Raw genomic sequence first — 26,550 nt, 5'->3', positions numbered from 1 at the left:
ATCAGATGACAACATCGTAACGAATCATCATCGCGTGATCTTCATGGATGGTGTTATGGCAATGCATCATGTATTTGCCAGTGTAATTGGTGAAGGTTACGAAAATCCTGACCACGTCGTTCGGCTTCAGGGACACCACGTCCTTGCGACCCGCCCATTCACGCGGCGGCGGTCTGCCATTGATCGACAGGATGCGGAAATCATCCAGGTGAACATGAATCGGGTGGTTCCAACCACCACCCTTGGCTTCGAAGGTCCATATCTCCGGCACTCCTTGCCTCGGTGCAGCGTCGACCCGCTCGGGATCGAAGAACTTGCCGTTGATCTGCCACTGGCCGTTTCCACGCTCGAATACGAAATTCCGTCTTTGAACCGCACTCCCGACATTGATTGGCGCCAGCGGGCGTAACTGCTTGCGAACCTGGCTTTGATCAGGTTGCGCCGGCGGGCCTCCCACCCGGAATTGCAGCATGCGTATTCCCGGTCGCAGACGATCTTCATCCGGTCCCCGCGGATCGTCCTGCTTGAGCCGATTGACGAGATACAGCGTCTGGCCTACATATTTTGCGAAGTCGATAACAACGTCAGCCCGCTCGGCCATGCCCAGCCATATCTTGGTCAAGACGACAGGTTCAGGGAGCAGGTTGCCGTCGCTCGCTATGAACGTGAATGCCTGGTCACGGTCGCGCTCATCGGCCAGATACATCTCGAAGAAACGCGTCGTGTTACCATTGAGCAGACGGAAGCGATATTTGCGCGCTTCGACATTGAAGAACGGCTGGACCTTCCCGTTGACCAGGAACTGATCGCCGACGAACCCCTCCGGATCAAATTGATCGAAGAAAAGATTGCCGCTTGCATCGAACTTCTTGTCCTGCAGAAGCAGCTGTATGTCATATCTTCCTACGCCGCTCGGCAGGCGAAGGGCCGCCGGATTCGGATCGGTCTCGTTGTTGGAATCGAGTTCGTCGAACTGCAACGCAAAGCCGGCCAATCCCTTGTACACATTGGCTGCAGTGAACTCTTCGCGATGATCGTGATACCACAAGGTATTCGTGATGTTGTTCGGATCTCCGTTTGCCGGGAACGCGGGGTAGTGGTAATCGTAGAATAATCCGGGGCCGCCGGGCAGCGTTGGACCCGTCTTGAAGCGGCTGAAATAGTCCCCGGCATAGCCGTCGCTCTCTGCCGGCGTGTGACCGCCGTGCAGATGAGTGGAAATTTCCGGCGAACCGAAGCCTACGGGGTTCTGCGGCAGTTCATTGTAGTTCCGCACCAGATAGGGCTTGCCGATCCAGTTGACCAGGGTTGGACCGGGGAGCATGCCGTCATAGCCCCAGATGTCCTGCTCGGGCAGATGGGGATGGAAGCGATGTCTTGCGGGCTTGATGAAAAGCGCATAGGTCACTTGCGGCGGAAATTGCGCGAACGCCTGATGCGGCAGCCGGCCGGCCTCCAAGCCGGGTACCGGGCTTGCACTTGGCGACGGAACCAACGCCTGCGGCTGCTTGACCGGCGGGATGGGCAAGGGTTCGACAAATGGATCGAGGCGCATGCGGGCGCTGCTGCTCCCGCTTCCAGAGTTTCCGGTGGTCTGTGCATTGCCGGTTGGAAGTTGCAACAGTCCGTGGCCGGCTGCAACGCCTGAGGCAAGACCGAATTTGATGAACTCGCGTCGTCGCCGCATCGAACTCATATTGATTCTTGCGTTTGCCATGTAACCCTCTCTGTTTGGTCTGTTAACGCCCGGCAAAGATGATGCTTTCCGGGCAATTTCAGGTGGTGTCTGGGTGAGAGTCAAAAATGGAAGTCATCGCCCTGTTGCAGGCACGCTTGATTTACTGATGCCAACGCGACAGCAGGAAGGCGCTGCATCTCGCGGCACAAGGAAATCGCCAATAGCACCAAGCTCTTCGCAAGGCTTCGCTTCGTCCCTATCACGGTAGATCAGCGCGCAAGCGCATCCAATAGTGCAAATGCAGCACTGCGGACCAGTGAAGCCAAGCCGGCAAGCCAGCGAACCTGTCCACGCGGTTCCTCCTTCGCTTCTGTCGAAATAGGTGTTGGTAGAGTGGTTCAGGAATGCTTTCAGACGTGTGCAGGGCTTTCCGGAAAAGGATGGCCGTCCTCCGGGCGGACAGTGACTGTCAAGATCCAGTTTGCGAAAATAGTTCACGAATCGGATGCCAGACCATAACGGTCCGATAAATGGCAAACAGAATACATATATGACGTCTGCGGAGACGAATGAAAGATTTGCCAGCGCTTGAATACACATCACACTGTGATATATTGAAGACAATATCCTTTGCGTCATCTGTCATTGGCGCCTCGGGTGGCTCGCATCGGCGTGGAGTTACGGCTGAGGAAAGCTGTCACATCGATTACGTTGATGCCGCTGTCGAATGGAGAATCATCATGTTCAACAATATACTTGTTCCGACTGACGGTTCGGCCCTGGCGGAAAAGGCTGTCCATGCCGCGATCCAGTTTGCCAGGGAACACGGAAGCGAAATCGTTGCCCTATCGGTAGCCGAGCCGCATGCGTATGCGACGTCTGCCGATGGCTTTGTGGTCGATTTGTATGCGCCCGCGGAATACGAAACGAGCATAGACGAACGCGCCCGGTCCTATGTCGACCACATTGCGGCTCTTGCCCAAGCTGGGAATGTACCCTGCATGACGACCACTGCGATTTCAAACAATCCTGCCGGTGAAATCATTCAAGCGACCAGGAAATTCCACTGCGACGTCATCTTCATGGCCACACATGGACGCTCATGGCTGGGCCGGCTGTTTGCCGGCAGCGAAACACAAAGTGTTCTGGCACATGCTGACATTCCGGTCGTCGTTTTCCATTGAGGGCGCATGTCTGCAATGCGAAGGCGCAGCCAGTATGGCGACCTGTCCAGCAGAAAAAACGATTCAATTCCCTATATATCTCGGGAAAACGCGGAAACATCAGGAATGGATAATGCAGTACCCAGGTCGGCTAGTTGGTCCCTATGCAAAAGAGCAAGTTCCTTCAAAAGTTGCTCGCCTTTGGGAAGCAGTGATACTTGGACAAACCGTTGATCCCCGTCTCCCTTTCGACGTTCGACCAGGCCGACTTTTTCGCAGCGCGTAATCAGATTGACGGTACCATGATGATGTGCCTGCAACCGCTCCGCCAGCTCTGCGACAGTTGCCCATTCCCTTCCGGGAAAGCCTTTCAGTTGCAGCAGCAAAAGATATTGCAACCCGGTGATTCCGTATTGCTGGCTGGCTTCCTCACTAAAACGAAGATAACGACGAATCTGATAGCGAAAGTCCGCAAGAATTTCGTAATCGGCCTTGCTTAGGGTTTTCGGCAGCGTTGGTTTTGACATATGCAGGGCCTGGAGAATCGTTATTCTTGCAAGGACAATTGTACTGCTTCCAGAGTGCTTCAAATCCGCATCAGTCACGGTATGAAGCTTGAACAGGAATTCCATCCAATGAGCGTATTCTTTTACTTCCGAACCGGCGGCAAAGCGGGCCATCATCATGAGTCCGTGTCTGCATTCGCCGACCGTTATAACGTTGACAGGATGATCGTGGAAAACGACGTTGCGGCGGCTTCCGGCGCAGCGAAGTCAACATCACAGCTAGACTTGATGCTGACGGAGATAACTGCCGGTGACACGTTAGTAGTCGCACGCCTGATTGATCTTGGCCTGGACATCAACGACATCTGCAGGACACTCAAGATTTTACAGACACGCATGGTTAGAGTGATTGTTGATGAAATCGGCAGCATAGACATTGCCGCACGTGACGATAATATCGTCATAAAGACGCTTGATGCGCTGACCGGGCTTCCCCGCCCTACCGCAAAACCAGCTGCCGACAAGGCAAATGACTGCAAGAAGGCCCATGCGTACACTGATATTGAAAAATACCGTGTTGCGATTATTACAGACTATTCTCTCGGTATCAGCCTGACTTCCCTGGCGCGCAAGTATGGTGTATCCCGTTCCAGGATTGCCCGGCTCGTGAGTCCGGATCTTCAACCCGACACTTACTTGCCTACTGCTTTCGGAGACTGAGCAAACTCTCAATCCGCTGAAGATGCCTACAGCCCGATCGAGGCCTGTGAACCTCTTCCCTTCAGTTCCTGCGACCTGACGTCAAGAGAAGTTGCGACTTCAGCGATGACCAGTGCATGTGTCTTGAAGGCCTTCAATCATTGGCCTTCCCCTGCTGATCTCGGGCAATCCTGGGGCAAAAGGTGGCAAGCATGTGATGTCTATTGTTGGCGGCGATGTTACGGCGAAATATGAAGGTGTCCGTCTTTAATGGGTGCTCATGCCATTTGATGAACTTGAAGCGATTCACGTTCCCGGCGCGTCGAAGTGTTGCGCCATGTGCGGAAAAACCGGACCTCCCTGCAAGCCCGAACCGAATCCGATTGCTTGGAGCTGAAAGATTAAGGCGCAGATTCCGGGAACGTGGCAAATTCCGCTTTCATCTAATGTCATGATGCGGTCAACAATGTAGTAGGTCTACTGTCTCGACATTTCAGAGGAGCTGAATGCTGTGTCGCGCCGCCGCAGCAGCAGAAAATTTTTTAGCCTACATCGTGTGGGGAGGAGGAATCATGCTTCTGCCGTGTGAGTCCGCGACGAACCGCTTTGCATCCTGCGTTGACCCAAATACTCGGGAGGAATTGAGAACTCCATTACGCGCAAAAACACGCGTCATGACAGCTTCCCTGACGTACGTGTGCATGGCATTTGTGACAGCGTGCGGGAGCGGAAGTGACGACCCTGCGACCGCTGCAGGTACAGAGCAGCCCGTCGCGCCTCAACAGACCGCATCCGAACCAGATCCCGCACTTGTCGCTCAAGGCAAACAGGTTTTTCGATACGATACCTTCGGCGATGAAACTCAGTGGACCGACACCTTGCGCATGCATGAGGTGATTCGCTCGGCAGTCGACCCAACGACGGCGCTGTCGGTAGGTCTGAAGGTCGACGCCGAAGCACTGCCTGCTGCGGTCATGCAAGGCATCAAGGATGGTTCAGTGGATCTCAAGAGTCCCGATACGACCGTCGCCCTGCTCAAGCATAATGCCGTCGTCGGCCTAGTCGGCAAAGTTGAGAAGATCAACGGGAAAGATGTTCTTACCCGGGTCGGCGTGACTTGTGCGTTATGCCATTCCACCGTCGATAACTCATTCGCGTCGGGTATTGGACGACGCCTGGATGGCTGGGCCAACCGCGATCTGGATCCAGGAGCCATCATCGCTTTGTCGCCGGCACTGACCGCAACAATGAAGGCTATCTACAAGTCTTGGGGCAAGGGGAAGTACGACCCACGGTTCAACCTTGACGGGATAAACGGGCCGCAAGTCGTTCCTCCTGCATACGGGCTCAACGGCATCCACCGCATTACCTCGACCGGCGACGGAGATGACGTCTCGTATTGGAACCGGTATGTAGGAGTGACACAGATGGGCGGCCATGGAACATTTAGCGATCCCCGGATCGGAGTTAGCGTGAAAAATGGCACTGATGACCAGATCAGCGACAAGCTCCCTGCTCTACGGGCATACCAGCTGTCACTCGCACCGCCGGCACCTCCTGCAGGAAGCTTTGACGCCGCTGCTGCGGCACGCGGCAAACTGGTTTTCAACGGATCCGGAAAATGCATCACCTGTCACAGTGGCACTGAACTGACCGACGCAAATTTCACGCTGCATTTGCCTGGGGAAGTGGTTAGCGAGCCGGAGCCGAACGGTGCCCCCAGTTATGCTTCACGCAGCGCCACGAAGCAGTATCGAACCGCACCGCTGAGAGGTCTGTGGCAGCATCCTCCCTATTTCCACAACGGTAGCGCGGCCACACTGGAAGCGGTTGTGGAAACTTATAACACCCGGAAGTCATTGGGCCTGACCGCACAGGAGATTTCAGATCTGGCGCAGTACCTCAAATCACAGTGAGAGAAACCGCATATCCGATGAGTCGCCGTAACGCCCCATCGCAAAAGCTTCACCAGATGATGGACTGGATCCGGGTAGGTGCACAGGGCTTTTCTGATTCGACCAGGCGCATTTGTACTTCGCCACTTCTCCCGCCTTCGGGATTTGCAGGAGGGGCCAAGATTCGAAGAAAACCGTGAGGAAGTTTTGTATGCTCATGAAGCCGCGAATCGGATAGTGGGGCATATGCTTTTGATGACTTGGGCCATATGCCCCACTTTCTTGTGGATTAAGATCGTCTGCTTTCCTGCCGTTTTATTAAATCGCTTTAAATACAATAACTTGTATTGGTACGCCAACTCGAGGCTTCGTGGCACAAAGCTTGCTGAAGTTAGTGCCATAGAGCGTCATGCCGCCATGCCGGCTAACATGACCACATCAGTAATTCGGAGACAGGAGACAAAGATGCGTCTATCATTTAAACAAATTGCGTCAACGGGCATGACGAGCGAGAAGAGTGCTGTAGCGAACGGCATCCAGCATTCACGGCATTCCATGCGACGCGCGGTCGTCATTACAATGATGCTAAGCCTGTGCGTGATTGGACATGACGTCAAAGCCGCCATCATCGGATGGATGTGAAGACTGAGCGCTCACCGTATCGGATCGCACTTCGCCGCAGGAGGCATCAAGGAAGCATCACTGCGCTCGACAGACTTCGAATCTTCCTTCCGTGTTCGGGGCAAGTGTGCAGGCTCCGACGCAGATTCAGCCGCCTTCGGTATTACCAGCTACTAAATGACCGGTGCTCCGGACTCGCGTGATATCGCCGTTGAAATCCCGAATGAGGTATCTGCAGGAATAATGTCGCACCATTGCGCCACGTCCTGCCAGGTAATGCAGATCTCGAAATCGATGGGCTGGATCTGATTCCGATGTGAAGACGCCGAGGCTTGGTGGTGAAAATTCAGGAACAGGAGCAAGCTTATGAAGGCATCTTCCAGATGCTCATAAGAGAAGACGCGGCAGGTCGCACCGCCTTCCACTCATAGCACCCAAAAACTGCCCGCACAGCACCGGGTCCGCGGTGCGGTAGCCATGCATGGCTTTCCCTTCCAGGTGCCGGAGGAAACGCGTTTGCGCTATGCCTATGCAAGGCGGTCCCGCAACCGATATGGCCTCCGGTTACGATGTCAGATTCTTCAGGCCATATTTTTCCATCCGATATCTCAGCGTATCGCGCGATAGGCCCAGTAAGACTGAAGCCTGAGTAACGTTCCAGTTTGTCTTGCGCAACGCTTCTCTGAGGAAGTCACGCTCCATCCGTTCCATATTCAGGTCGCCGTTACTGGCCAGGCATTCGCCTGCCGTGGCCGCTTCAGACGTCGCAGGTGCCTTCCAAAGTCCAAGTTCCTGCGCTTGCACGATTCCGTTCGACGTCAGGAGCGCAGCCTGTTCCATCAGATTTCGCATCTCCCGCACGTTGCCCGGCCAGTGCCATTCCAGGATAGCCTGTTCCGCAGCGGGGGTGAACCGCAGATCCGTCTTGCCATACCGCTTGCCATGGCTTGCCAAGAACAGCTTGGCCAATAGAAGAATATCGCCCCCGCGCTCGCGAAGCGGAGGCAGCGTCATCTGCACGGTGCGAAGGCGGTAGTAAAGGTCGGAACGGAACCGCCCCTCCTGCACATAACGTTCGATATTCTGATTTGTGGCAGCAATGATGCGGAAGTTGATCAGCTTGTCCCGCACGGAACCCAGCCTTCGAACTTTCTTGTCTTCGAGGATCTTGAGCAGTTTTGCCTGTGCCGCCAATTCGAGCTCCGCTACCTCGTCGAGAAACAGCGTGCCGCCGTCGGCCGCTTCTATGAGACCCTGCTTCGACTGTTGTGCATCCGTGAATGCGCCACGCTCGTAACCGAACAGCTCGGCTTCGAGCAGATGTGGCGGGAACGAAGCACAATTGAGTTCGACAAAAGCCTGTTCCTTGCGTGGCCCTTCGAAATGCAGGGCCCTCGCCAGCAGTTCCTTTCCTGTTCCGGTCTCACCCGTGATCAGCACGGCTGGCAGGTCGTTGTCAGTCAGCATGCATTCGGCATTGATCAGGCGCCGCATTAAATCCTTGAGCGCCAGCATCGGGGCCGATTCGCCGACGATCTTGGCCATGGCACCGCTCTCGGCCTCCTTGTTGAGGAGATAGGATAGTTTTCTTTCGGTTCTCTCCAGCTTCAGCGCCTTCTCGATGGCGATCCGTAATTCGCTCAAGGCGACGGGCTTCGACAGATAATCATCAGCGCCGCATTTCATCGCCTCTACGGCGATCTCGACATTTCCGTGGCCGGTCAGCATGATGATCTTGACATTCGACCGGTGTTTGCGGATATCCATCAGGACCTGCATACCGTTCGATTCGGGCAGATGATAATCAAGAAGAATGACATCGGGAGCAAAGGAAGCAAGCTGGGCGATCCCAAGCTCGCCTGTAGGCGCGATCATCGTCTCATATCCGTGCCGCTTGAGATACGTCATTATGTTTCTCGCGAGGACCTGATGGTCTTCAATGATGAGGATCGCAGGATTCATGTTCCCCTCACTACAGGAAGTGTGACGACCACATCAGTACCCGTGCCAAGCTGACTTCTGACTTCCAGCATGCCGCCGTACCGTCTGACAATGCGGTCCGCTATGACGAGCCCTACTCCCAACCCGTTGCCCTTGGTGGTATAGAACGGCATGAATATTCTCGACATCTGATCCTCGGAGATGCCGACCCCACTATCAGTAACGTGGATTTTCACCAGCTTGTGGTTCTCGTCGGTTTTCCCGGCGATGGCCACAACGCTTCCCTCCCGGGAAGCTTCCAAAGCGTTGGCAATGATATTGCTAAGTGCCTGTGCCAGTAGGGCACTGTCGCCGCGCACTCCGGGTAGATCTTCTCTCATGTCGATTTCAATGCCGACAGTTTTCCGATTGTGGTCTTGCGTGAGATGGCTGATGCTTTGTCGAATGGTCGACGCGACGTCCACAGTTTCGAATTGCCGATCGGACTGTTGGGAGTATGTGAGCAGCCCTCGCACCCACTTCTCCAGCCTGTCCACTTCTGAAATAATGTCTTGTGCAAAGTTGCTGCTGTCGGGCGCTTCTTCCGTCCAGAGTTCGGCCGAGCTTCTAATCGAAGCCAGCGGACTGCGGATGCCATGGGCGACGGCCGAAGCCATTTCACCGACAGCTGCAAGAGTTTCCGACTCGACGAGGCGGTTATGTTGACCAAGGATGACGTGATCGGCACGGCGCACGATCCAAAATAGAGTGATATACAGGAACAGTCCGCTGATCGCGGCAGCGATCCAGATCAACCTTTGTCCGGTCCTGATGGTGGAGAACAGTGAGTTCGGTACCTTGTAGATTTCCACAACGCCTAGAATTTGCTGGTTATTTGCGGCGCGGACGGGCATGTAGATCTCTACGAACTCGGGATGTCCTAGCGCCGTCTGCTCTGGTCGGTCGTGGTCCGTGTCGCCGATTTTGCCGGAATTGAAGGAAAGTTCGCCGTCCAGAGCGTGCCTCAATTGGGTATTATCACTGACCTGAACACCGTCCACCTCCGGATTAGTGGACCAGATCACACGCATGTCACGGTTAAATACGTTGGCACGCACAACGTCCGGCAGCGTGGTGATGTGCTTTGCCACGTCCTCCAGACTTAAGTTGAAGGCTTGGTCTCCAGCGTCGTGCCGGTCCAGAAGCTCGACCTCGGCAATACTGTTGACGACCTGAGTCATGGCTTCCGCGTCTTGTCGAAGAAAACGTTCCTTAAGGAAGGAGGCAAGTAGAAAAGACGATACAAGACTGACCATTGCAATTGAAACGAAACTTAGCACCAGAAAGCGCTGACTCAGATTGAATGGGGAATCGTCTGCTAAAGAGCCGGTAGCGTTCATCTGAATCTCTGTTTACGCTCGAAACACTACTGATCGATCCAATAATGGTTTGAATATGTTGAGACAAACCGACACTTTCCGCAGTACCGTCCCGCCTCAAGGTTCAGCATGCAGAGTATTGATAGACCGACGCTGCAGTGCTCATGGCTTCCAGCCGCGAGCATTCATGAAAAAGTACAGCTTGCCTTTCCATTACTTGAAGATCGGTGCAGTAAAGTGATGACCAGCATATATCCGCTGCCGACGACCGCCAATAGTACAGATGCAGTACCCTCAGCTCTTCATCATTAGTGACAGGTGCCAGAGCCCTCTGACGCAAATGAAAATGTTCATCCCATACCTTCTCATGCATCCTGTTTCATGACGTTGCGAACGCAATCCGGGCGGTGATTCATGATCTGTGCTCATAAGGGCATGCAAAATCGAACCGATTTTGGGGCCGTTTATTGGTTAGCATGCTGCATCTTCGAGATAGGCGAAGGAGCAAACGGCATGATCGAGAAAGCCAATGGGGCCCATTCCGGCATTGCGAAGAATGCGAAGCAGGCCCGGGAAACTGCCGTGACGGCATGGTCCCCGCCTGCAACGTCCTGACCAAGGATGCTCCTGCGCCCCTACCCAAGGCGTTGCTTGCGGCAAATTGTTGTACGCGAGCACTACATGCTGCGGGTGGGCCATGCGCAGGAAATACCGTTTCGTCATCGACAGTGCCGCGCTTTGAACCAGCACCACATCGAGCCTCGCGTGGTTCACGCATCCGCATTGCGCAGCGGGGGCGCTAGCGCTGCGACGGCAGGAGTTGTTCGCGCAACTGCGAGGACTTTTTTTTCATCGAATGGAAAACCAACATGAACCCACGCTATGACTTTACCGGCCAAGTGGCCTTCGTTACCGGAGCCGCCATGGGCATGGGCCTGGCCGCGGCCCGCGCTTTCGCCCAATGCGGCGCGAAGGTCGTCCTGGCCGACCTGGATGGTGAGCTCGCAGCCGCCGAAGCGGCGCGGATAGTCGCTGATGGCGGCGCCGCCATCGGCATTGCCTGCGACGTCGCCGACGAAGCGCAGGTCGCCGCAGCCGTCGACCGAACAATCGCCGAGTACGGGCGCCTCGACATGGCCTTCAATAATGCCGGCATCCAGATACCGCCGAGCGATGCCGCCGACGAACCGATCGAGCACTTCGAGCGTGTTGTCGCCGTCAACCAGTTCGGCGTGTGGGCCAGCATGAAGCACGAGCTGCGCGTCATGCGCGCCCAGGGCTCCGGCGCGATCGTCAACAATTCTTCGCTGGGCGGCCTCGTCGGCCTGCCGCAACGTGCTGCCTATCACGGCACCAAGCATGCGGTGCTAGGTATGACCAAGAGTGCCGGCGTCGAATACGCACCACGCGGCGTGCGCATCAACGCAGTCTGCCCGGGCACTATCGATACGCCGATGGTGCGCGCCATGCTGGAAGGCCAGGTGGACGCAATGGAAGGCATTTTGAAGGAGCAGTCGATCGGTCGGCTTGGCACGGCGGAAGAGGTCGCCGAAGCGGTGCTGTGGCTGTGCAGTCCGGGCGCCAGTTTCGTAGTCGGCATCGGCCTGCCGGTCGACGGCGGCTTCACCGCGCACTGATCCAAGCAGGCTCGGCGATAACGGCACCGCACTTTCATGGACTGAACCCGTCTGAAAGGCGCATTGGCGGGATGATAGTCCGGCCATGGGCTTCTGACCTGCGACCTCGGCCATGCCAGCCGAAAGAACCATCGATCCCGTTGGGCATGTCATGACTTGGGATCGGTACTAACTTGCGAAGCTCGGGGAAGATGTGCTCCCAAACCCGGATTCGAACCGCTGGCATGGTGCGCGATACTAACCATGGCCTGTAAGGCTGGCCACTTTTTCCGCAAATGCATTCATCGTAAAAGGTTTCGTAAGCAGATGCATGCCAGGCGGAAGGATACTGTTTTTCGTCACTAGTGTTTCTGCATAACCGGTAATGAGCAGCACTGGCACGGTTGACCAATGCGTCCGCACCAACTCTGCGAGCTGACGGCCATTCATCCCGTTAGGCAGGCCGATGTCCGTGACGAGAAGGTCCAGTCTGGAGCACTGATCGAGAATGCGCAACGCCCCAGGTGCATCCGCCGCTTCCAGAACCGTATAACCCTGCAGTTGCAGTACCTCGATCAGAACAGATCGTACCTGCTCTTCGTCGTCGACAATCATTACCGTGCCCTTGCCTTTCGGCGGCATGGAATTAGGATCTGCGTTGGCAGCGCCGGTCGGCCTTGCTTCAGCTAGATGCCGCGGCAGTTTGAAGTGCACGATTGCGCCCCGCCCAGGTTCTGACCGAATGGTGATATGTCCGCCGGATTGCTTGACGAAGCCATAGACCATCGACAGCCCGAGCCCTGTTCCCTGACCAAGCGGCTTGGTGGTATAGAAAGGGTCAAACGCTCTGGCGACGACATCGGGTGTCATCCCGGTCCCATCATCGGTCACCGTTACAGTGACGTATTCTCCGGGCTTCAACTCAGGATATAGCCTCTTGTGCGCTTCTCCGATAATCGTATTGCCAGTTTCAATGGTCAACGTTCCGCCGCCGGGCATGGCGTCACGCGCGTTGATCGCCAGGTTCAACAGTGCACTTTCGAGCTGGTTGGCGTCGCACAACGTGATCCATAGCGATGGCTGCAATTCGGTTCGTACCTTGATTCCTGGACCCACAGTCCCCTGAATCAGGCTGGCCATCGAAGCAATCAGTGAATTGGCATCCACCGGTTTTGGATCGAGTGCTTGCCGCCTGGAGAATGCAAGCAAACGGTGGGTCAAGGAGGCGGCACGATCAGTGACGGCAACTGCCGCATCAATACGCTGCTCGAAGTCACCGAGCTGTCCCAGTTGCAGCTTGAGCTTCATTAATTCCAAGTGGCCAACGACGCCGGCCAGCATGTTGTTGAAATCATGTGCCAGACCGCCTGTGAGCTGACCGACGGCTTCCATCTTCTGCGCTTGTCTCAATGCGTCTTCGGTTTGGCGAAGCGTCTCGGCTTGCTGCTTCTCTGCCGTGATATCCCGGGCAACGCCATACAACAATTCACCTTCCGGGACGATCGACCATGAGGCCCAACGATGCGAACCATCCTTGTGCAGGACTCGCGTTTCATAACGGACCAGCGGCACTCCGCTGGCAAGCACCTGCATCTTTTGCGCGACATCGTCTTTGTCGGCCGGATAGACTAGATCCATGAACGGCACTGAGGTCGCCTCTTCCGAACTCCAGCCAAATGTTTCCGTGAAAGCCGGATTCACAGTCAGGAAACGGCCGGTGGCAAGCGAGGCTGCGGCCATGACGTCTTGCGAGATTTTCCAGAGCCTGTCCCGGTCGGCTGCATGGGCGGCAGCCTGTTGTTCAAGCCTGGCATTGAGACTCACGAGGGCTTCTTCCTTCTCCTGCAATTTCGCGATGGCTTCAACCTTGCCAGTCGTCTCGAAGACAGTGCACAGAATGCCAGCGACTTCGCCGCTCTCAGCCCGGACGGGACTGTACGAAAACGAGAAGCAGGTCTGTTCGAGAGAGCCATGGCGTTCCATGACGATCGGCAGGTCTTCGAAATAGCTTCCCTCGCCGGCGAAGGCTCGCTCGGCTATCGGCCCGACGGTCTCCCAAGCCTCCGCCCAGATGTCTCGGAACGACCGTCCAAGGGCGTGCTTCTGGCCCAGCAAGGGCGTATAGGCATCATTATGAAAGCTGATGAACTCCGGTCCCCAGCAGAGAAACATCGGGAACCTGGAGTTGAGCACCATGTTGATAGCCGTGCGTAGCGAGGATGGCCATTTGTCGATCGGGCCTACCGGGGAGTTCGACCAGTCGAACGCAAGAATACTGGCCGCCATTTCGCCGCCACCAGTAAGGAATGTTAGAGGTGGCTTGATGGCGATGTCCATTGTATTTCTAGTAACAGTCAATCCTTGGCTCTTGAAACCGGCGTGGCCGCATAATACAGGATTGTGGGATGGTGTCTGTACTGTTTATGACTGCCAGCACAGTCCACAGCGATTTGCTGTCGTTGAAAAATGGGCATCCAACTTGGATATGGCACAGAGCACGAATCGACGTCTTGCCATAAAGTCAAGCCCGAGCCCTTGACGATGCCTTCGCGTTCACGTCTCCTCGTATCCGGGTTGAGCGTGCGGCTCCCCAAATGAGCAGAACGCCGGAGGCCAACGTATCTGGCTTGGCATACAATACGAGGATTGTGAAAAGTTCACGGTGCTTCGCCCGACTTTCGTCAGGTACCTGACGATGCCATTGAACAGATGAGTCAAACCATCAGCGTACGGCAGCACAAACTTTCGCTGCACAGGCCTTCCAAGCCAGCCCACGTGAGCGGGGACCACAAATGACTGGTGCAAATAGTGACCCACTTGCTGGCAAACGCGGCCAGGTACACGCCCGCAGGCGGCAATATCGTCGTACGGCTGCATGTTGCGTTGGACGAAGTGGTACTGGAGATTTCGGACAGCGGAATCGGCATGTCGCCGGACTTGCTGCCTAAAGCATTCGATCTGTTTCGCAGGGCGAAAGAGCTTCCAATCGGTATGGCGCAATGCAGGCGCGATGAGCTCACATTCTTGCCGCAATTTAGAAACTCGATTCTGCGAGTGGCTCGCGCAAAGCCTGAGTGCAAGCCAGCGGCTGCTTTCGCACTTGAGTCAAGCGATTCTTGATTGCCGGCCTGATTCATGTGACAAGCCGCGGCAGGCCCAGGATTTGGAGCTAAATCATTTGATCATGCGCAACATGCCCGAAAAGGCTGTGCCACCTGATTCACCTGCCGGCTCAGGTAATAATTTCTGAGATAGGCTGATCCAGTCGGAAGTTGCGACGCTTGCGTTTGCTTCAAGGTCAATAACCAGAAACTGCAACCTACCCTCTTTCTTTACACTCCTTAATTCATACCGGCCCCGGGGTTTCAATTCAACCTGCATTTTTGTGAGCGGTGTTTGGTTGACTAAATGGTTCCCGGTCTGGGTATCATAGTACCAGGCCGCAATCACAGTCGGCCCTGCATCAAATGTATAGGTGGTGCCGCTGCTGTCAGTATTGGCTCTACCACCACGCGGACCGTAGTAACCGAGCTTGACTTCCCCTACTTGAACAAGCTTATTGACGCCCCACTGGTTGGTCCCGGAAGCAAGCTTGATACGTTGCTCTGTGATAGTCGCAGGAGCCGCTGTTTTTGCGAAGTTGGTCGATGCGCACCCAGAAACAAAGACTAAAGTGAGCACGGAGAAGATCAGTGGACTTCTGGACATAAAACTCCTCCATCTGCATTGTTTAATGCTAGGTAAGCTTACGACGTTCTATCATACAGTGCCCTTGTACGCGACGTGTATGTTTTTATGATACAGCATGGAGCATCTATGATGGGAAGTAACCGGTATAGGGACGACACTATCGAAAAATCTCTTCAGGATCGTGCAAGGGCAACTAGGGAACATTACGTCGTCCTACCCTGCTCCTTAAGTACCGTCGTGGTGGATGGCATCGCAATTCACTATTTCTAGTGGTGCCACGCCATTAGCGGCATGGGTATTCTCCTGTTTCAATTTTTCAAAAAAAGTAACCGACGAATGAGGCTCTCCAAAAAATGTGCTTGGGCAAGCGAACTGGAGCATAACGGAGATACGCTCTAGTTCGCTAACAAGCACGTTGGCATGGCCTTGATCGCGAAGATGCTTTGTGTGCTAGTCGTTGCCTACGCGTTGAGTTTATTCGACCTGATTCTGGACTTTATTCCTGTCCTTGGCTATCTGGACGACGTTCTCTTGTTGCCCCGTCTGATCTGGATTGCGGTGCGACTGATTTCAGCCGGTGTCCTGACTAAATGTAGAGCCAAAGCTGCGGAAGGGATGGATAAGAAAGGTTGAAAGTCGCGCGGCAATTGGGCATCCTATTCGTTGTCAGCGTATGGACAGCAACCACAAGGGCCCTATGAGTCTATGCCACTGCGACGCGCTTTTGCGTTTGAAAGGTCCGGCCAACAAAAGGCACATGATCAAAGGTCTTGCAAAGCTGTGGAACCGCTTGCGCCATGGTTTGTGGACCAAGTGTAATGGCGCAAGCCCCTTCATGGATGAAAGGCGGCTACTCCCCAATGACAGACAAGATTTTAGATTTCGATGATGCAAATCTCTTGGCTTGATACGCACACCCGCACGGTTGAACACCGTTGGAAAGCGCCTGCCGGGAGTTTTGTATGAAGGCTTAAGGGTGTTGATATTTAGCAGATGACCGCGTCCTATGGGTTCTACACTATCCATGCAGTACCCAAAGGTTGAGAAAATTGAGCCCGCTCCTAACGTCAGGTGCGGGCTTTTTTTGGGACATTCGGCGGCATTCCATTGTGCAAGATTTGACGTACTTTCTACGTCTTCACACTTTCTTAACGGTTTATCCATTATGTTGTTTCGAAGACGTTAGCTTAAAAATGCAGCGTCATGGACTTTTCCAATCCCCTAGCGAAGATACAGGAATGTACTATCAGATAACAGTTGTCTTGAATACGAGCAGCCGAAGCCCCAACCGATTCCCCCATCACGGAGACTGAATGTTCGAGACAATTGTGAATGTGATCGCCGCCAGCGGATATTTGGGCGTATTTCTGTTGATGTTTCTCGAAAACGTGTTCCCGCCCATCCCGTCAGAGCTGATCATGCCCTTCGCGGGCTTTGCGGCAGCACGAGGGGATTTAAATCTCATGATCGTTATCGCCGCTGGGACAGCAGGATCTGTTGTCGGGGCCTTGCCGTGGTACTACGCAGGGCTGCTATTGGGGAAAGACCGCCTATCCAACCTTGCGGACCGGTATGGAAAATGGATGACTGTCACGCCTGAAGACATCGAAACGGCTTCTTCGTGGTTTGCGAAGCATGGACGTGGCGCCGTCTTTTTTGGACGGCTGGTGCCCGCCGTACGAACGTTGATCTCGGTTCCTGCCGGGATCACCAGAATGCCACTGAAGCAACTTTTACTTTTCTCCTTGAGCGGCTCGCTGATCTGGACGGGAGCGCTTGCCATCGGCGGCTTTTATCTCGAATCGAAGTATTCGACGATCGCCCGTTATCTGGATCCAGCCACGAAGGCCATCGTCGCCATCATTGCCGGTGCCTACCTATATCGGCTTGTACGCCAACTGGCAAAGGAAAATTAAACCGTAGAAACCATTAAAGGAAGAATGATTGTCCAGCTGCGTTATCAGAAATGACGGTGCGTTCCGAGCCTATACCAATCCCAAGGCATAACATGCCAGATGAGAACGATGTATTTTTTCGTCTGGCAAGGCGCGGGAGGAGTCCATAGCGGGACTATGGATGACGAGCGCAACGCGGGCAGGCGGAAAAAGACGCGATCTCATGGCATGTTATGACTTGGGATTGGTATACCTGCTTGCGTAGTTCAAGCAAACGTCGATGCGTCTTTTGACAGGATCTTCAACTTGCAAATACTAGACGTTGCAGAAGTTAATGCAAATGTTCTTGCTGCGGCCTCGGTCGCAGCAATTAATACCCTCCTGATCGAGGAATCTGAATTACCGCACTGCCTGCGACCGGCAACCGCTCATGCGTGGATAGCCGGTCTTATACCAATCCGAAGGTATAACATGCCATGAGATCGCGTCTTTGTCCGCCTGCCTGCGTTGTGCTCATCATCCATAGCCCCGCGATGGATTCCTCTCACGCCTTGCCAGACGAAAAAATACATCGTTCTCATCTGGCACGTTATACCTTGGGATTGGTATTACTGGCCGCGTTTGACGATGCGCTGTTCCATCATGTCCAGGGCAAGGGGTTGATTAACTTAAATGGCTGTCCTCTCATTATTTAAAGGCCTCGGTCCACCGGAAGGCAAGTACCCTCTCGCTCAACGCCACACAATCATCGGTACCCTTGTACGGATCAAGTACACTGTGCCCGCCATGTTGTGACTGTTTCGTCGCAGTAGGAACGTATACACTGCGGGCTTCGATCAGGCGCTTGTCTGCACTCGATCAAAGGAAACGTCGGCGCGCCGCGGCAGGAAGAACATGGTCAGCAGCAGCGTGGCGACCAGGGCCGGCATCCATCGCACGTCGGTCGGCACGCGCAGCGTCTGCGCCAGGGCCGGATCTTGCGAAGCGCGCCGGAATGCTGCGGCGGAATCGATGCGCGCGTAGGTCAGGCCAGTGACGCGGGCCAGTGCCTGCAGATGTCTTTCATGCAGCGACGACAGGTGCTCCTGGCTGTCCGGTGCGTCTTCACTGCGGCTGCGCTGCACCACTTGGTCGGCCTCCCACCAGCCGATGAAACGGCCGCTGCTGTCGCTGCGCGGTATCGGCTGCGGCATCAGGCTTCCTACGCCCATCACCACGCCGCGCACTGGCGCAGGCGGCAAGGAAAACTCGGGCATGTTCTCTTCATCCACCGGCGGCGCCGAATGGCCATCGCTGATGAACAGCAGTGACGGCGGCTGCGGCAGTTCGGCCGCGGCTTCGATGGCGGTGTAGAGTCCGCGCGCGATCACGCTGGCCTGGTTCCAGGCCATCCGGCTGTCGACCTTGTTGATGGCCTGCTCCAGTTCGTCGTAATTGGCGCAGATTTCGACCGGAGCCAGCACCATCAGCGTGCGGCGGCTGGCGAATACCGAGAGCCCGAGGCGGGAGCCGCAGGGCAGTTCCGCAAGGGCCTGCAAAGCCATGCGCTTGCCCCAGGCCAGGCGGGTCAGGCTTGCGCCGTCGATTGACTGGTCCGCCACGTTCATGCTCTGAGTGATGTCGAACACCAGCATGTGCGAAAAAACACGGCGCTCCATGGTTACCGGCGGCAGCAGCGCGGCCAGCACCAGCAACAGCGTGGCCAACGCCAGCAGCCAGTCACGCGGCCACCGCTTCATGGCAGTTCCCCCTGCTCGATTTTGGATGCTGTCGCCCGGCGTTCGCGGGCCTCGGCTTTGTCCTTGGCACTGTACCAGGTCACGTTCTCCGGCTGTAGCCAGAGGGCGCGCTCGAGGTTGTAGCGAGCCTCCTGGTGCGATGGTTCCTCGGCTAATACCTGCCGGTAATACTGCTTGGCCAGCTCGACCAGCGGCACGGCTTCCATATTGCCGCGCCGCATGGCCAGCGCCTGGCGCAGATGCAGATTGCCCAGGTTGTAGCGCGCCATCCTGCGCAGCGCGGGATCGCCCTGCTGCAAGGCCTGCTGGAACGCTTGCTGTGCGGAATTGACGTCACCGGCGGCGGCAAGGCGCACGCCGCGCGACAATGCCGCCGCCGGTGCCGATCCTGCAGACGCCTGCGGGTCGGCTAGCGACCGGTTATAGGCGGTCGCTTCGCGCTGCGCTTGCAGCGCCTGGCCCAGCACCGCCAGGCAGGCAACGGCCGGTACCGCGAAGAACCAGTGGATGGTCCACGTTCTCATGGTGCCGGCAACGCCAAGTGACGCATCCGCAGCGCCAGCAGGATCGCGAATGCCAGCGCGGCGCACAGGAATGCCAGCCAGGCGCCGTCGGTGCGCGGCACTTTGACCTGGTAGCTGATGGGCAGCAACTGCTGCCGGCTCAATTCGGCGACGGCGTGCTCCATCGCCGACGGGCTTTCCGCTTCGAAGGCCCGGTACGGCGTGTCCAGCGTGCTGAAGAAGCGGTGCATCGCCACCTCGACGCTGCGGTCGTACGCCGGGTCGGCGCTCTCAGCCAGCGGTGGCTGGTTGAACGAGCGCAGGTAGATCCAGTACAGCGTGATCTTGTTGCGTTGCAGGTTGGCGGCAATCTCGGTGCGCGCCTGCGGCGTGAGCGGCGCGCCGCCGTCCGAGACCAGCAGCAGGATGCGGTTGCCATTAGCCGGCCTGTCGTCAAAAAGGGCAATCGCCGCGAGCAGGGCACCGCCGACATCGGTGTCGCTCAGGCCGGAGCCGACGCCGCCCGCCTCGATGGCCGCCTGGATCATTTCCGGCTGCGAATTGAAGGGAAGCACCTGGAACTGGTTGATGCTGAACATCATCAGCGCAAATACATCGTGCGGCCTTCCGGCGGCCAGTCTGGCCAGCGCGCGGCGCGCGATCTTGCGTTTTTTCGGTTCCGCATACTTGTCCACGCGCGGCGTCTGCCCTCGCGGCACCAGGGCTGCGTCCATGCTGGCGCTGCGGTCCAGCAGCACCAAGATCTCAGCGCCGCTGCCTTGGCGCGTGGCGACGGTCTGCGGCAGGCCGATGCCGGCCAAGCCCAGCGCCAGTGCGAGCAGGCCAGCCACGGCAAGCGCCTTTTCCAGCCGCTGCCGCCAGCAGCCGGCAGGATCAGGCGGCAGCAACTCGGTCCAGCTGAACACCTGCTCATCCTGCGGCCGCCGCAGCAACGGCAGCAGGGCCAGCAGCGACAGCAGCAGCCACCACGGCTGGGCAAAACCGACGCTGCTCATGGCGCATACCGCCGTTCCAGGCGTCCCAGCCGGCGTGCCAGCGCATGCACGTCGCCCGCCGGCGCCGCACCGCTGAAGAACAGCGCGCTGGTTTCGCGGCAGAACTTCTCGATGGCGGAGCGCTCGGGAGCGAGATACGGCACGCGCGCCAGCAGCTGGTCGACATTGTCGGTTCGGACCACCTGCCCGGCGGCCTCATTGAACGCATGCTGCAGGCGGCGCCATGCCTGCGGCGCATCGTCGGGAAGACGGGCCAGGTCGCGCAGCGCGCGCGCAAACGGCAGGCGCCCGCGCAGCCAACGGCGCCGCAGAAGCAGCGCCGTCACCCACGACAGCAGCGTCACCGCCAGCGCGCCGGAGGCCAGCCACATCCGCTGTGCCAGAGGCGCCAGCGGTTTCGCCTGGGGCAGCAGGTCGTCCCGCATGGCGCCCAGGCCCTGTGCATTGAATGCTTCCGGCGGCGTCAGCGGACCGATCGAAAAGCGCCACGGCGCGACGTCGAGCATGCCGGCGGCGCCCGCGCCCTTGAGTTGCAGCGGCGGCAGGAACCACATTTCCAGTGCAGGCGGCGCATTGATGATCTGGTACTCCACCAGCAGCCAGCTGCGTCCCTCTGCATCTTTCGCAACGCGCGCATCGCGGCGCCAGAACGAACGCCCGACCCTGCCAGGCGGCGGCAGCGATTCGGGCTTGAAGTCCTTGCCGTCCCGCACCAGCAACACCTGCTGGACAAGGATGTCGCCGATCGTGTAGCCGAAGGTGCGCGGCGCCGGCGGCAGGCCCTCGGCTGTGGCCGCTGGCGGCAGCGCCAGGCATGCGGAACAGGCGGCCAGCAGGCAGGCGCATAGCCGGCGCATCATGGAACAAGCTCCAGAAAATAGCGCGACAGCGCTGCTGCATCGAAGTCGCCGTGAAGATAAAGGGGTAGCAGGCTGCGCGAGCCGAACAGGGCATCGAGCGCGCGACGGCGACCGGCAAGCTGCGCCGCCCAGCGCTGGCGCAGCCGGGCATTGACCCAGACCGGCGTGGCCGCTCCGGTCTCGGCATCGCGCAGTGTGACCAAGCCGTCCGCCGGCGGCGGCGCAAGCTCGGCCTGGTCCCATACCACCAGCGGCACCACCCATGCCTGGCTCAGCATGTCCGTCGCTTCGGCCGTTACCGCCAGCGGCCAGTGGAAATCCGATATCAGGAAGACCAGCTCGCGGCGTCCGGCAAGCTGGCGCACCGTCTCTACCAAAGCGCATCCGGCGGTTTGGCCGGGATTGCAGGCAGTGATCGCCTGCCGCATCTGCTGTCCGGCGCCGCGGCTATGCACGGCCGGGAAATACAGGTCTTCGCGGTGCGCCGCGTCGAACGCCAGCATGCCGATCCTGTCGCCTATGCCGAATGCGCTGTGCGCCGCGGACTCGGCGATCCGCGCGGCAATGTCGAGCTTGCGCAGCGGCGCGCCCACGTGCATGGAGGCGGAGACGTCCACCACCAGCCGCAGCGAGATAGCCGCACGCTGCCGGTAGGCACGCACCAGCCATTCGCCACGGCCTGCCCGCAGGCTGGCGCGCACATCGAGCCTGCGCGAATCGGGAAGATCGAACAGCCGGACATGGCTGTGAAATGCATGACCGGCACCGTGCGTGCTGGCCTGGTGGGCGCCTGGCCGGTGCTCGCCGCTTCGGCCGGGGATGCGATAAAAAAAGGTGATGTCGTCCATGGTGCGTGCCGCCTGCGTTCAGGGCGCGGCGATACGGGAAACCATTTCGGCCAGCAGCGCATCGGCGATTTCCGCGTGGCGCAGGGCATAGACGGGCGTAAAGAATATCCGGTGCATGAAGGCCGGACGCAGCACTGCCTGCACGTCTTCGGGTGTCACATACAGCCGTTCGTCCAGCCAGGCCGCCACTCGAGCCGCGCGCATGAGCGCGCTGGCACCGCGCGGACTCACGCCCGCCAGGATCAGCCTGTCCATGTCGACACCGTCCAGTCGTATGCCGTACCCGAGCGGCGCGCTGGTGGCCTGCCACAGGTCCAGCACATAATCCTGCAGCGTCTCGCTGGCCGACACCTGGCGCTGTACCAATGCCGCCAACGCATTCATCTCGGTCCATGGCAACATGCCCGCCTCGACACTGTCGACCAGGGCGTCAGCGTCATGAAAGAGCGGGTCCAGCGCAAGCGCGCGCCGCACCTCGCGCGAGGACGGCGTAGTCATGCTGACCTCGAACAGGAAGCGGTCGCGCGCGGCAGAAGCCAATTCGAAGGTCTCTTCCCGTTCAATGCGGTTGCGATCAGCGAACACGGTCATATGCGGAAAGCGGTATTCGCGATCGAACGCCGACACCGTGCGCTCCGCCATGGCGCGCAGCAGCAGGGACTGCACCTGCGGCCGGGCGCGGTTGATCTCGTTGAAGAAAAAGGTGACCAGTTCCTCGCCATGCCGCAAGAGCGGTCCAGGGTCGATGCGCGGGCGGCCCTCCGCGTCGACATAGGTGTGATAGACCAGGTCGCCCGGCATCATGTCCACCGTGCCCTCGACCCGCTCGAACTTTCCGCCGACAGCCCTGGAAAAGGCCCGCAGCACCGTGGTCTTGCCGACGCCGACATCGCCTTCGAGCAGCACATGGCCGCGGGTGAATAGAGCGATGCTGATCAGCCGGATGGGTTCGGCCTGGCCAATTACGGCGCGGCCCACCGCTGCCTCCATGGCCAGTGCCCGGCTGCGCCATTCCTGCAACACTGTGTCATCCCTGCCTGTTCCGAAACCGGCAGGGCGACCCGCGCACGCGTCCACCGGGCTCGCTGCTGACTGCCCAAAAGCCATATGACGTCCCTTGCAAGATGTTTCGGCAGGCCGGCTCCGAAACAGCACAGCATTGCCCGGCGCGCGAACAGGGACAGTACGGAGCAATAACCATTCCAGCGGGCCAGGCAAAGTTGATTCTGTACCGCTAGCACGTTAAAGATAGAGCGCACCCGGATGGTCACCATGCCACTTTCGTCCAAAAGATACGTCTTAAACCAATCCCACGGTTAAGCAAACCGCGTCCGGCACGAAGGTCTGAGGGAGACCAAGTCCTGTCTTGGAGGCGACCATGTTGACTCCTGCGTTCCGCTTCAATCTCCAGACTCAGGAAGTAATTCAAGGCCGTCCGAATGATTGCGATGGCTGCGAGTTTGCCGATGCGCTCCCAAGTCGGCGCGACTGATGTTGACAGGATATCGGCTGCCAGCTGCAACTCAAGTGCGAGAGTCAGGTAACGGGCGAATGCCAGACGGATCGGTGCAAAGCTTGAGCCCCTTGCCGCTATGGCATGACGGATCAGTCCTATGATGGCAATGGCAATGGCAACGCCGACTGCAAGGACTAAGGCGGCCAGAGCTTTTACCAGGAGCCGCAGCCGCTCCACACCGAAACGGGCTTGCTCTTCCATGTGCTCGAACAGGGGGGGCCTCGCCATTCTTGTTGATTTATATTGGATGTTGATGAAACAAATGACGGAAGTGCCAGGTAAGTCGGTTTGCTCCTTCTTCGCGGTCGTCTTGAGAGGAGTGCGCGTGTAGCCCCATCCGTTTTTGTCATGCTCCCATTTCCGTATGGCCAGATGTGCTCTATGATGGCAGCGGACCGGTACCCCTATGGCCAATGTTGCAAGTAAGGGAAATACCAATACACTATGATCATCTCTTCCGCGACCGATTATCGGGAGAGCGCGCGCCGGCGCGTTCCTCCCTTCCTGTTTCACTATCTTGACGGCGGTTCCGGGGCCGAGCAGACGCTGCGCGCCAACATCGAAGATCTGCAGCATGTGAAGCTGCGTCAGCGCGTGCTCAAGGGATCCGAGCAGCTTGACTTGTCTGCTGAATGGTTCGGCGTGAAATACGACCTGCCGGTCGCGCTGGCGCCGATCGGGCTAGCTGGCATGTATGCGCGCCGCGGCGAAGTCCAGGCTGCCCGCGCCGCTGCCGAGCGCAACATACCGTTCATTCAGTCGACCGTTTCGCTGTGCCCGCTCAAGGAGGTGGCTGCCGCATCCAGCAAGCCGATCTGGTTTCAGCTCTACGTGCTCAAGGACCGCGGGTTCATGCGCGATGTGCTGCAGCGGGCACGCGAGATCGGTGCAAAAACGCTGGTCTTCACCGTAGACATGCCGGTGCCGGGCGCGCGTTATCGAGACGCGCACTCCGGCATGAGCGGTCCGAACGCCAAGATACGCCGCATTCTGCAAGCCATGCGGCATCCGCGCTGGGCCTTCGACGTTGGCCTGCTGGGACGCCCGCATGACCTCGGTAACATATCGACTTATCGCGGTCATGCGACCGGACTAGAGGATTACATCGGTTGGCTGGCCAACAACTTCGACCCTGGCATCGGCTGGTCCGATCTGCAATGGATCCGTGACGAATGGCAGGGCCCGATGGTCATCAAGGGCATCCTCGAAGCACAGGATGCGCGCGACGCCAAGGCCTTCGGCGCCGACGGCATCGTCGTATCCAACCATGGCGGGCGTCAGCTCGACGGTGCGCTGTCATCGGCGCGGGCGCTGCCCCCCATTGCCGACGCAGTCAAGGGAGATTTGACGATCTTCGCTGACGGCGGTGTCCGTACAGGTACCGACGTCATCCGCATGCTTGGGCTCGGCGCAGACGGCGTGCTGCTCGGCCGCGCCTTCGTCTATGCGCTTGCCACTCACGGCGAGTCGGGCGTGCGCAACCTTTTCAAGCTTTTCGAGAAGGATATGCGGACGAACATGGTGCTGACCGGCGTACGTTCCATCCGCGAAATCGGGCGCGACATTATCGCCCTATAAGCTTTGGCGGCACGCCATGCTGTAAGCCTGGTGATTCGTATGGTTGGCGTGCAATGTGCGCCGGTAAGGGAAAGCTGGCTTTGCGCGTGCTTGCCGCTTGTCCGCTTTCCTGACAAGGGTCCTTTCGCAGCCGGAGCGACATTCCACTATCAGATTCTCTATGTTTCATCCGGAATTCATCAGCAGTATGGACACGCTCCGTCGCCGCAAGCATATTCAAGCCGACGCTTAATCGTTCGGGTTGATCGTATGCATGCAGTCTGAGCCCTGCTGCCGCGCCCAACCATCCCTACAGTGCCTCAGCGAGCTTGGCAAGCTCCTGTGAAGTTTCATTCATCCCAGCGAGCCAGCGCTTCGTCGGTCAGTTCGATACGAAGGTCGACCCTATCTCTACCTGATCGGTAGCCGCCCGGCCAGCGCGAGATTTCTTCGAAGCCGCAGCGCTGGAAGAAACCGGCGGTATGCGCATGGGTATCTACTGTGACATAGCGTGGACGCAGCTTTCGCCGAGCCATGTGGCGCAAACGATAGCCAAGCAGCAGACGGCCTACGCCTTGTCCATGGCAGTCAGCGCGTACCAAGCCAAAGACCAGGGTGCCGAGGTGATAAAACTCGGACAATTCATAGCCACCGAAACCGATCACCTGATCGTGATCGCGATCGATGACGACGAACAGGGGTCCGTCCGGCTCATCGAGACAGGAACGCAGCCACTTCTCTTCCGACGCGGGAAAGTACTTCGGAACATTTGAAGACGACGCAGCCGTCCATCCATTGTCCGTTGACGGCTGTCTCGATGCAGTCTGCAATGACTTCTCGCGAGATGAGGGAATATTTCATTCCTTCCGTGCCCATCGACATGCCATCGGAAATCGTCGGTGTACCAAACACCTGCGGGTTTGCACCGGAATCTTTGACAGCCGCTATAGCTAGTCGTGCCTGAAGTACTGATGCGAGCCAGTACTGGTGCGGGTTGGCGGGGAACTTTGGGGTTTTGGATTCACCAGAAATAGGGTACGCCGCTACGATTTTTTGGTGAATTCATGGCCCCCAAAGAGATTCCTCCCGCGCAAGATCCAGCCCTTGCGCCCCGTGAGCTGGCCAACATGGTTGACCCTTGGCATGCATTGGTTACCTTGGCTGGCAAGATGGATTGGCAGGCGGCAAGCGCCCAGTTCGGTCCTTTGTATGTCCCAGGCCGTGGTCGACCTGCCATTTCAATTCGCCTCATGGTGGGCCTGCCTTATCTTAAGCATGCCTTCAATCTCTCAGATGAACAAGTCGTCATGCATTGGGCCGAGAACCCATACTGGCAGTACTTTTGCGGAGAACAGTATTTCCAGTATCGCTTACCTATCGATCCCAGCCAGATGTCACGCTTTCGCAAACGTATCGGCGCAAGCGGCTGTGAGTTCTTGCTTAAGCTAA

25 protein-coding genes, 1 pseudogene and 1 riboswitch are annotated in these 26,550 nt (G+C 57.6%); of the genes and pseudogenes, 10 read left to right on the top strand and 16 right to left on the bottom strand.

The features are described 5' to 3' along the window. Nucleotide 1 precedes the first annotated feature (1 nt). On the bottom strand, nucleotides 2–1,696 hold the full coding sequence (locus tag IGW03_RS20910) for a multicopper oxidase family protein (protein ID WP_228535866.1): 1,695 nt from the start codon (nucleotides 1,694–1,696) through the stop codon (nucleotides 2–4). Nucleotides 1,697–2,247: 551 nt separating this feature from the next. Here IGW03_RS20910 and IGW03_RS20905 point away from each other — a divergent pair. Beyond that, on the top strand, nucleotides 2,248–2,862 hold the full coding sequence (locus tag IGW03_RS20905; protein WP_228535864.1) for a universal stress protein: 615 nt from the start codon (nucleotides 2,248–2,250) through the stop codon (nucleotides 2,860–2,862). A gap of 71 nt (nucleotides 2,863–2,933) precedes the next feature. Here IGW03_RS20905 and IGW03_RS20900 read toward each other — a convergent pair whose 3' ends face one another. Then, the gene (locus IGW03_RS20900) at nucleotides 2,934–3,527 is read right to left on the bottom strand and encodes a MarR family winged helix-turn-helix transcriptional regulator (protein WP_323745004.1); all 594 of its coding nucleotides are present in this window, start codon (nucleotides 3,525–3,527) and stop codon (nucleotides 2,934–2,936) included. Nucleotides 3,528–3,533: 6 nt separating this feature from the next. On the opposite strand from IGW03_RS20900, the gene IGW03_RS20895 reads away from it, so the two are divergent. The 3 genes from IGW03_RS20895 (at nucleotide 3,534) to IGW03_RS20885 (ending at nucleotide 6,583) form a co-directional block, all read left to right on the top strand. Then, a complete protein-coding gene (locus tag IGW03_RS20895) occupies nucleotides 3,534–4,067 on the top strand; it encodes a recombinase family protein (RefSeq protein ID WP_194724465.1) in 534 nt (177 codons plus the stop codon). Nucleotides 4,068–4,552: 485 nt separating this feature from the next. Next, entirely contained in the window at nucleotides 4,553–5,962 is a 1,410-nt protein-coding gene (locus tag IGW03_RS20890) for a c-type cytochrome (RefSeq protein WP_228535862.1), read from the top strand. 444 nt (nucleotides 5,963–6,406) lie between these two features. After that, nucleotides 6,407–6,583, top strand: coding sequence for a hypothetical protein (locus IGW03_RS20885; protein WP_194724464.1), 177 nt, complete (start codon nucleotides 6,407–6,409; stop codon nucleotides 6,581–6,583). 152 nt (nucleotides 6,584–6,735) lie between these two features. Here the strand turns inward: IGW03_RS20885 and IGW03_RS20880 are convergent, their stop codons facing one another. The 3 genes from IGW03_RS20880 to IGW03_RS20870 form a co-directional block, all read right to left on the bottom strand. After that, the gene (locus IGW03_RS20880; RefSeq protein WP_194724463.1) at nucleotides 6,736–6,987 is read right to left on the bottom strand and encodes a hypothetical protein; all 252 of its coding nucleotides are present in this window, start codon (nucleotides 6,985–6,987) and stop codon (nucleotides 6,736–6,738) included. 139 nt (nucleotides 6,988–7,126) lie between these two features. Beyond that, nucleotides 7,127–8,524 (bottom strand): sigma-54-dependent transcriptional regulator, encoded by a 1,398-nt coding sequence (locus IGW03_RS20875; RefSeq protein ID WP_194724462.1) that lies wholly within the window; start codon nucleotides 8,522–8,524, stop codon nucleotides 7,127–7,129. Further along, entirely contained in the window at nucleotides 8,521–9,882 is a 1,362-nt protein-coding gene (locus IGW03_RS20870; RefSeq protein WP_194724461.1) for a sensor histidine kinase, read from the bottom strand. Before IGW03_RS20870 ends, IGW03_RS20875 begins: the two co-directional genes overlap by 4 nt. Nucleotides 9,883–10,730: 848 nt before the next feature. On the opposite strand from IGW03_RS20870, the gene IGW03_RS20865 reads away from it, so the two are divergent. After that, a complete protein-coding gene (locus tag IGW03_RS20865; protein ID WP_194724460.1) occupies nucleotides 10,731–11,498 on the top strand; it encodes a glucose 1-dehydrogenase in 768 nt (255 codons plus the stop codon). Between the two features lie 237 nt (nucleotides 11,499–11,735). Here IGW03_RS20865 and IGW03_RS20860 read toward each other — a convergent pair whose 3' ends face one another. Next, entirely contained in the window at nucleotides 11,736–13,814 is a 2,079-nt protein-coding gene (locus IGW03_RS20860) for a hybrid sensor histidine kinase/response regulator (RefSeq protein ID WP_194724459.1), read from the bottom strand. 462 nt (nucleotides 13,815–14,276) lie between these two features. Here IGW03_RS20860 and IGW03_RS39060 point away from each other — a divergent pair, with 462 nt between their 5' ends. After that, nucleotides 14,277–14,597, top strand: a complete 321-nt coding sequence (locus IGW03_RS39060; protein ID WP_369122955.1) for a sensor histidine kinase — start codon at nucleotides 14,277–14,279, stop codon at nucleotides 14,595–14,597. A gap of 54 nt (nucleotides 14,598–14,651) precedes the next feature. On the opposite strand, the gene IGW03_RS20850 is transcribed toward IGW03_RS39060, so the two are convergent. Then, complete coding sequence (locus tag IGW03_RS20850; RefSeq protein WP_194724457.1) at nucleotides 14,652–15,185, bottom strand: hypothetical protein; 534 nt, start codon at nucleotides 15,183–15,185, stop codon at nucleotides 14,652–14,654. A gap of 402 nt (nucleotides 15,186–15,587) precedes the next feature. On the opposite strand from IGW03_RS20850, the gene IGW03_RS20845 reads away from it, so the two are divergent. Both IGW03_RS20845 and IGW03_RS20840 read left to right on the top strand, forming a co-directional pair. Next, complete coding sequence (locus IGW03_RS20845) at nucleotides 15,588–15,800, top strand: YkvA family protein (protein WP_228535860.1); 213 nt, start codon at nucleotides 15,588–15,590, stop codon at nucleotides 15,798–15,800. 101 nt (nucleotides 15,801–15,901) lie between these two features. Then, nucleotides 15,902–16,038, bottom strand: a riboswitch (yybP-ykoY riboswitch). Between the two features lie 442 nt (nucleotides 16,039–16,480). Further along, nucleotides 16,481–17,083, top strand: a complete 603-nt coding sequence (locus tag IGW03_RS20840) for a DedA family protein (RefSeq protein WP_194724456.1) — start codon at nucleotides 16,481–16,483, stop codon at nucleotides 17,081–17,083. Nucleotides 17,084–17,898: 815 nt separating this feature from the next. Here the strand turns inward: IGW03_RS20840 and IGW03_RS20835 are convergent. The 7 genes from IGW03_RS20835 to IGW03_RS20805 all read right to left on the bottom strand — a co-directional run bounded on the left by IGW03_RS20835 (nucleotide 17,899) and on the right by IGW03_RS20805 (nucleotide 23,745). Continuing rightward, the gene (locus IGW03_RS20835) at nucleotides 17,899–18,801 is read right to left on the bottom strand and encodes a vWA domain-containing protein (RefSeq protein WP_194724455.1); all 903 of its coding nucleotides are present in this window, start codon (nucleotides 18,799–18,801) and stop codon (nucleotides 17,899–17,901) included. Continuing rightward, nucleotides 18,798–19,325 carry an MxaK protein gene (locus IGW03_RS20830; RefSeq protein ID WP_194724454.1) on the bottom strand — a complete coding sequence of 176 codons (528 nt, stop codon included), beginning with the start codon at nucleotides 19,323–19,325 and terminating at the stop codon, nucleotides 18,798–18,800. The genes IGW03_RS20835 and IGW03_RS20830 overlap by 4 nt, the downstream gene beginning before the upstream one ends. Beyond that, nucleotides 19,322–20,320, bottom strand: a complete 999-nt coding sequence (locus IGW03_RS20825) for a vWA domain-containing protein (RefSeq protein WP_194724453.1) — start codon at nucleotides 20,318–20,320, stop codon at nucleotides 19,322–19,324. Before IGW03_RS20825 ends, IGW03_RS20830 begins: the two co-directional genes overlap by 4 nt. Next, nucleotides 20,317–21,180, bottom strand: coding sequence for a hypothetical protein (locus IGW03_RS20820; RefSeq protein WP_194724452.1), 864 nt, complete (start codon nucleotides 21,178–21,180; stop codon nucleotides 20,317–20,319). Before IGW03_RS20820 ends, IGW03_RS20825 begins: the two co-directional genes overlap by 4 nt. Next, nucleotides 21,177–22,028, bottom strand: a complete 852-nt coding sequence (locus IGW03_RS20815) for a DUF58 domain-containing protein (RefSeq protein WP_194724451.1) — start codon at nucleotides 22,026–22,028, stop codon at nucleotides 21,177–21,179. The genes IGW03_RS20820 and IGW03_RS20815 overlap by 4 nt, the downstream gene beginning before the upstream one ends. Nucleotides 22,029–22,046: 18 nt before the next feature. Beyond that, nucleotides 22,047–23,018 (bottom strand): AAA family ATPase, encoded by a 972-nt coding sequence (locus IGW03_RS20810; RefSeq protein ID WP_228535878.1) that lies wholly within the window; start codon nucleotides 23,016–23,018, stop codon nucleotides 22,047–22,049. Nucleotides 23,019–23,295: 277 nt separating this feature from the next. Further along, entirely contained in the window at nucleotides 23,296–23,745 is a 450-nt protein-coding gene (locus tag IGW03_RS20805) for a DUF1622 domain-containing protein (protein WP_194724449.1), read from the bottom strand. A gap of 243 nt (nucleotides 23,746–23,988) precedes the next feature. On the opposite strand from IGW03_RS20805, the gene lldD reads away from it, so the two are divergent. Next, nucleotides 23,989–25,122, top strand: coding sequence for an FMN-dependent L-lactate dehydrogenase LldD (lldD, locus tag IGW03_RS20800; RefSeq protein ID WP_194724448.1), 1,134 nt, complete (start codon nucleotides 23,989–23,991; stop codon nucleotides 25,120–25,122). A gap of 329 nt (nucleotides 25,123–25,451) precedes the next feature. Here the strand turns inward: lldD and IGW03_RS20795 are convergent, their stop codons facing one another. Further along, the gene (locus tag IGW03_RS20795) at nucleotides 25,452–25,931 is read right to left on the bottom strand and encodes a GNAT family N-acetyltransferase (protein ID WP_194724447.1); all 480 of its coding nucleotides are present in this window, start codon (nucleotides 25,929–25,931) and stop codon (nucleotides 25,452–25,454) included. Continuing rightward, nucleotides 25,876–26,052: pseudogene (locus tag IGW03_RS20790) on the bottom strand (dihydroxy-acid dehydratase domain-containing protein); the annotation flags it as partial. The gene IGW03_RS20795 and the pseudogene IGW03_RS20790, both read right to left, overlap by 56 nt. Before the next feature lie 113 nt (nucleotides 26,053–26,165). Here IGW03_RS20790 and IGW03_RS39275 point away from each other — a divergent pair. Beyond that, a partial coding sequence (locus tag IGW03_RS39275) for a transposase (RefSeq protein WP_194724446.1) occupies nucleotides 26,166–26,550 on the top strand: 385 nt, incomplete at its 3' end.

This window comes from Noviherbaspirillum malthae, from assembly GCF_015352985.1.
In the GTDB taxonomy this organism is placed as follows: Bacteria; Pseudomonadota; Gammaproteobacteria; order Burkholderiales; family Burkholderiaceae_D; genus Noviherbaspirillum; species Noviherbaspirillum malthae.
This window is presented reverse-complemented; position numbering and strand designations above follow the sequence as displayed.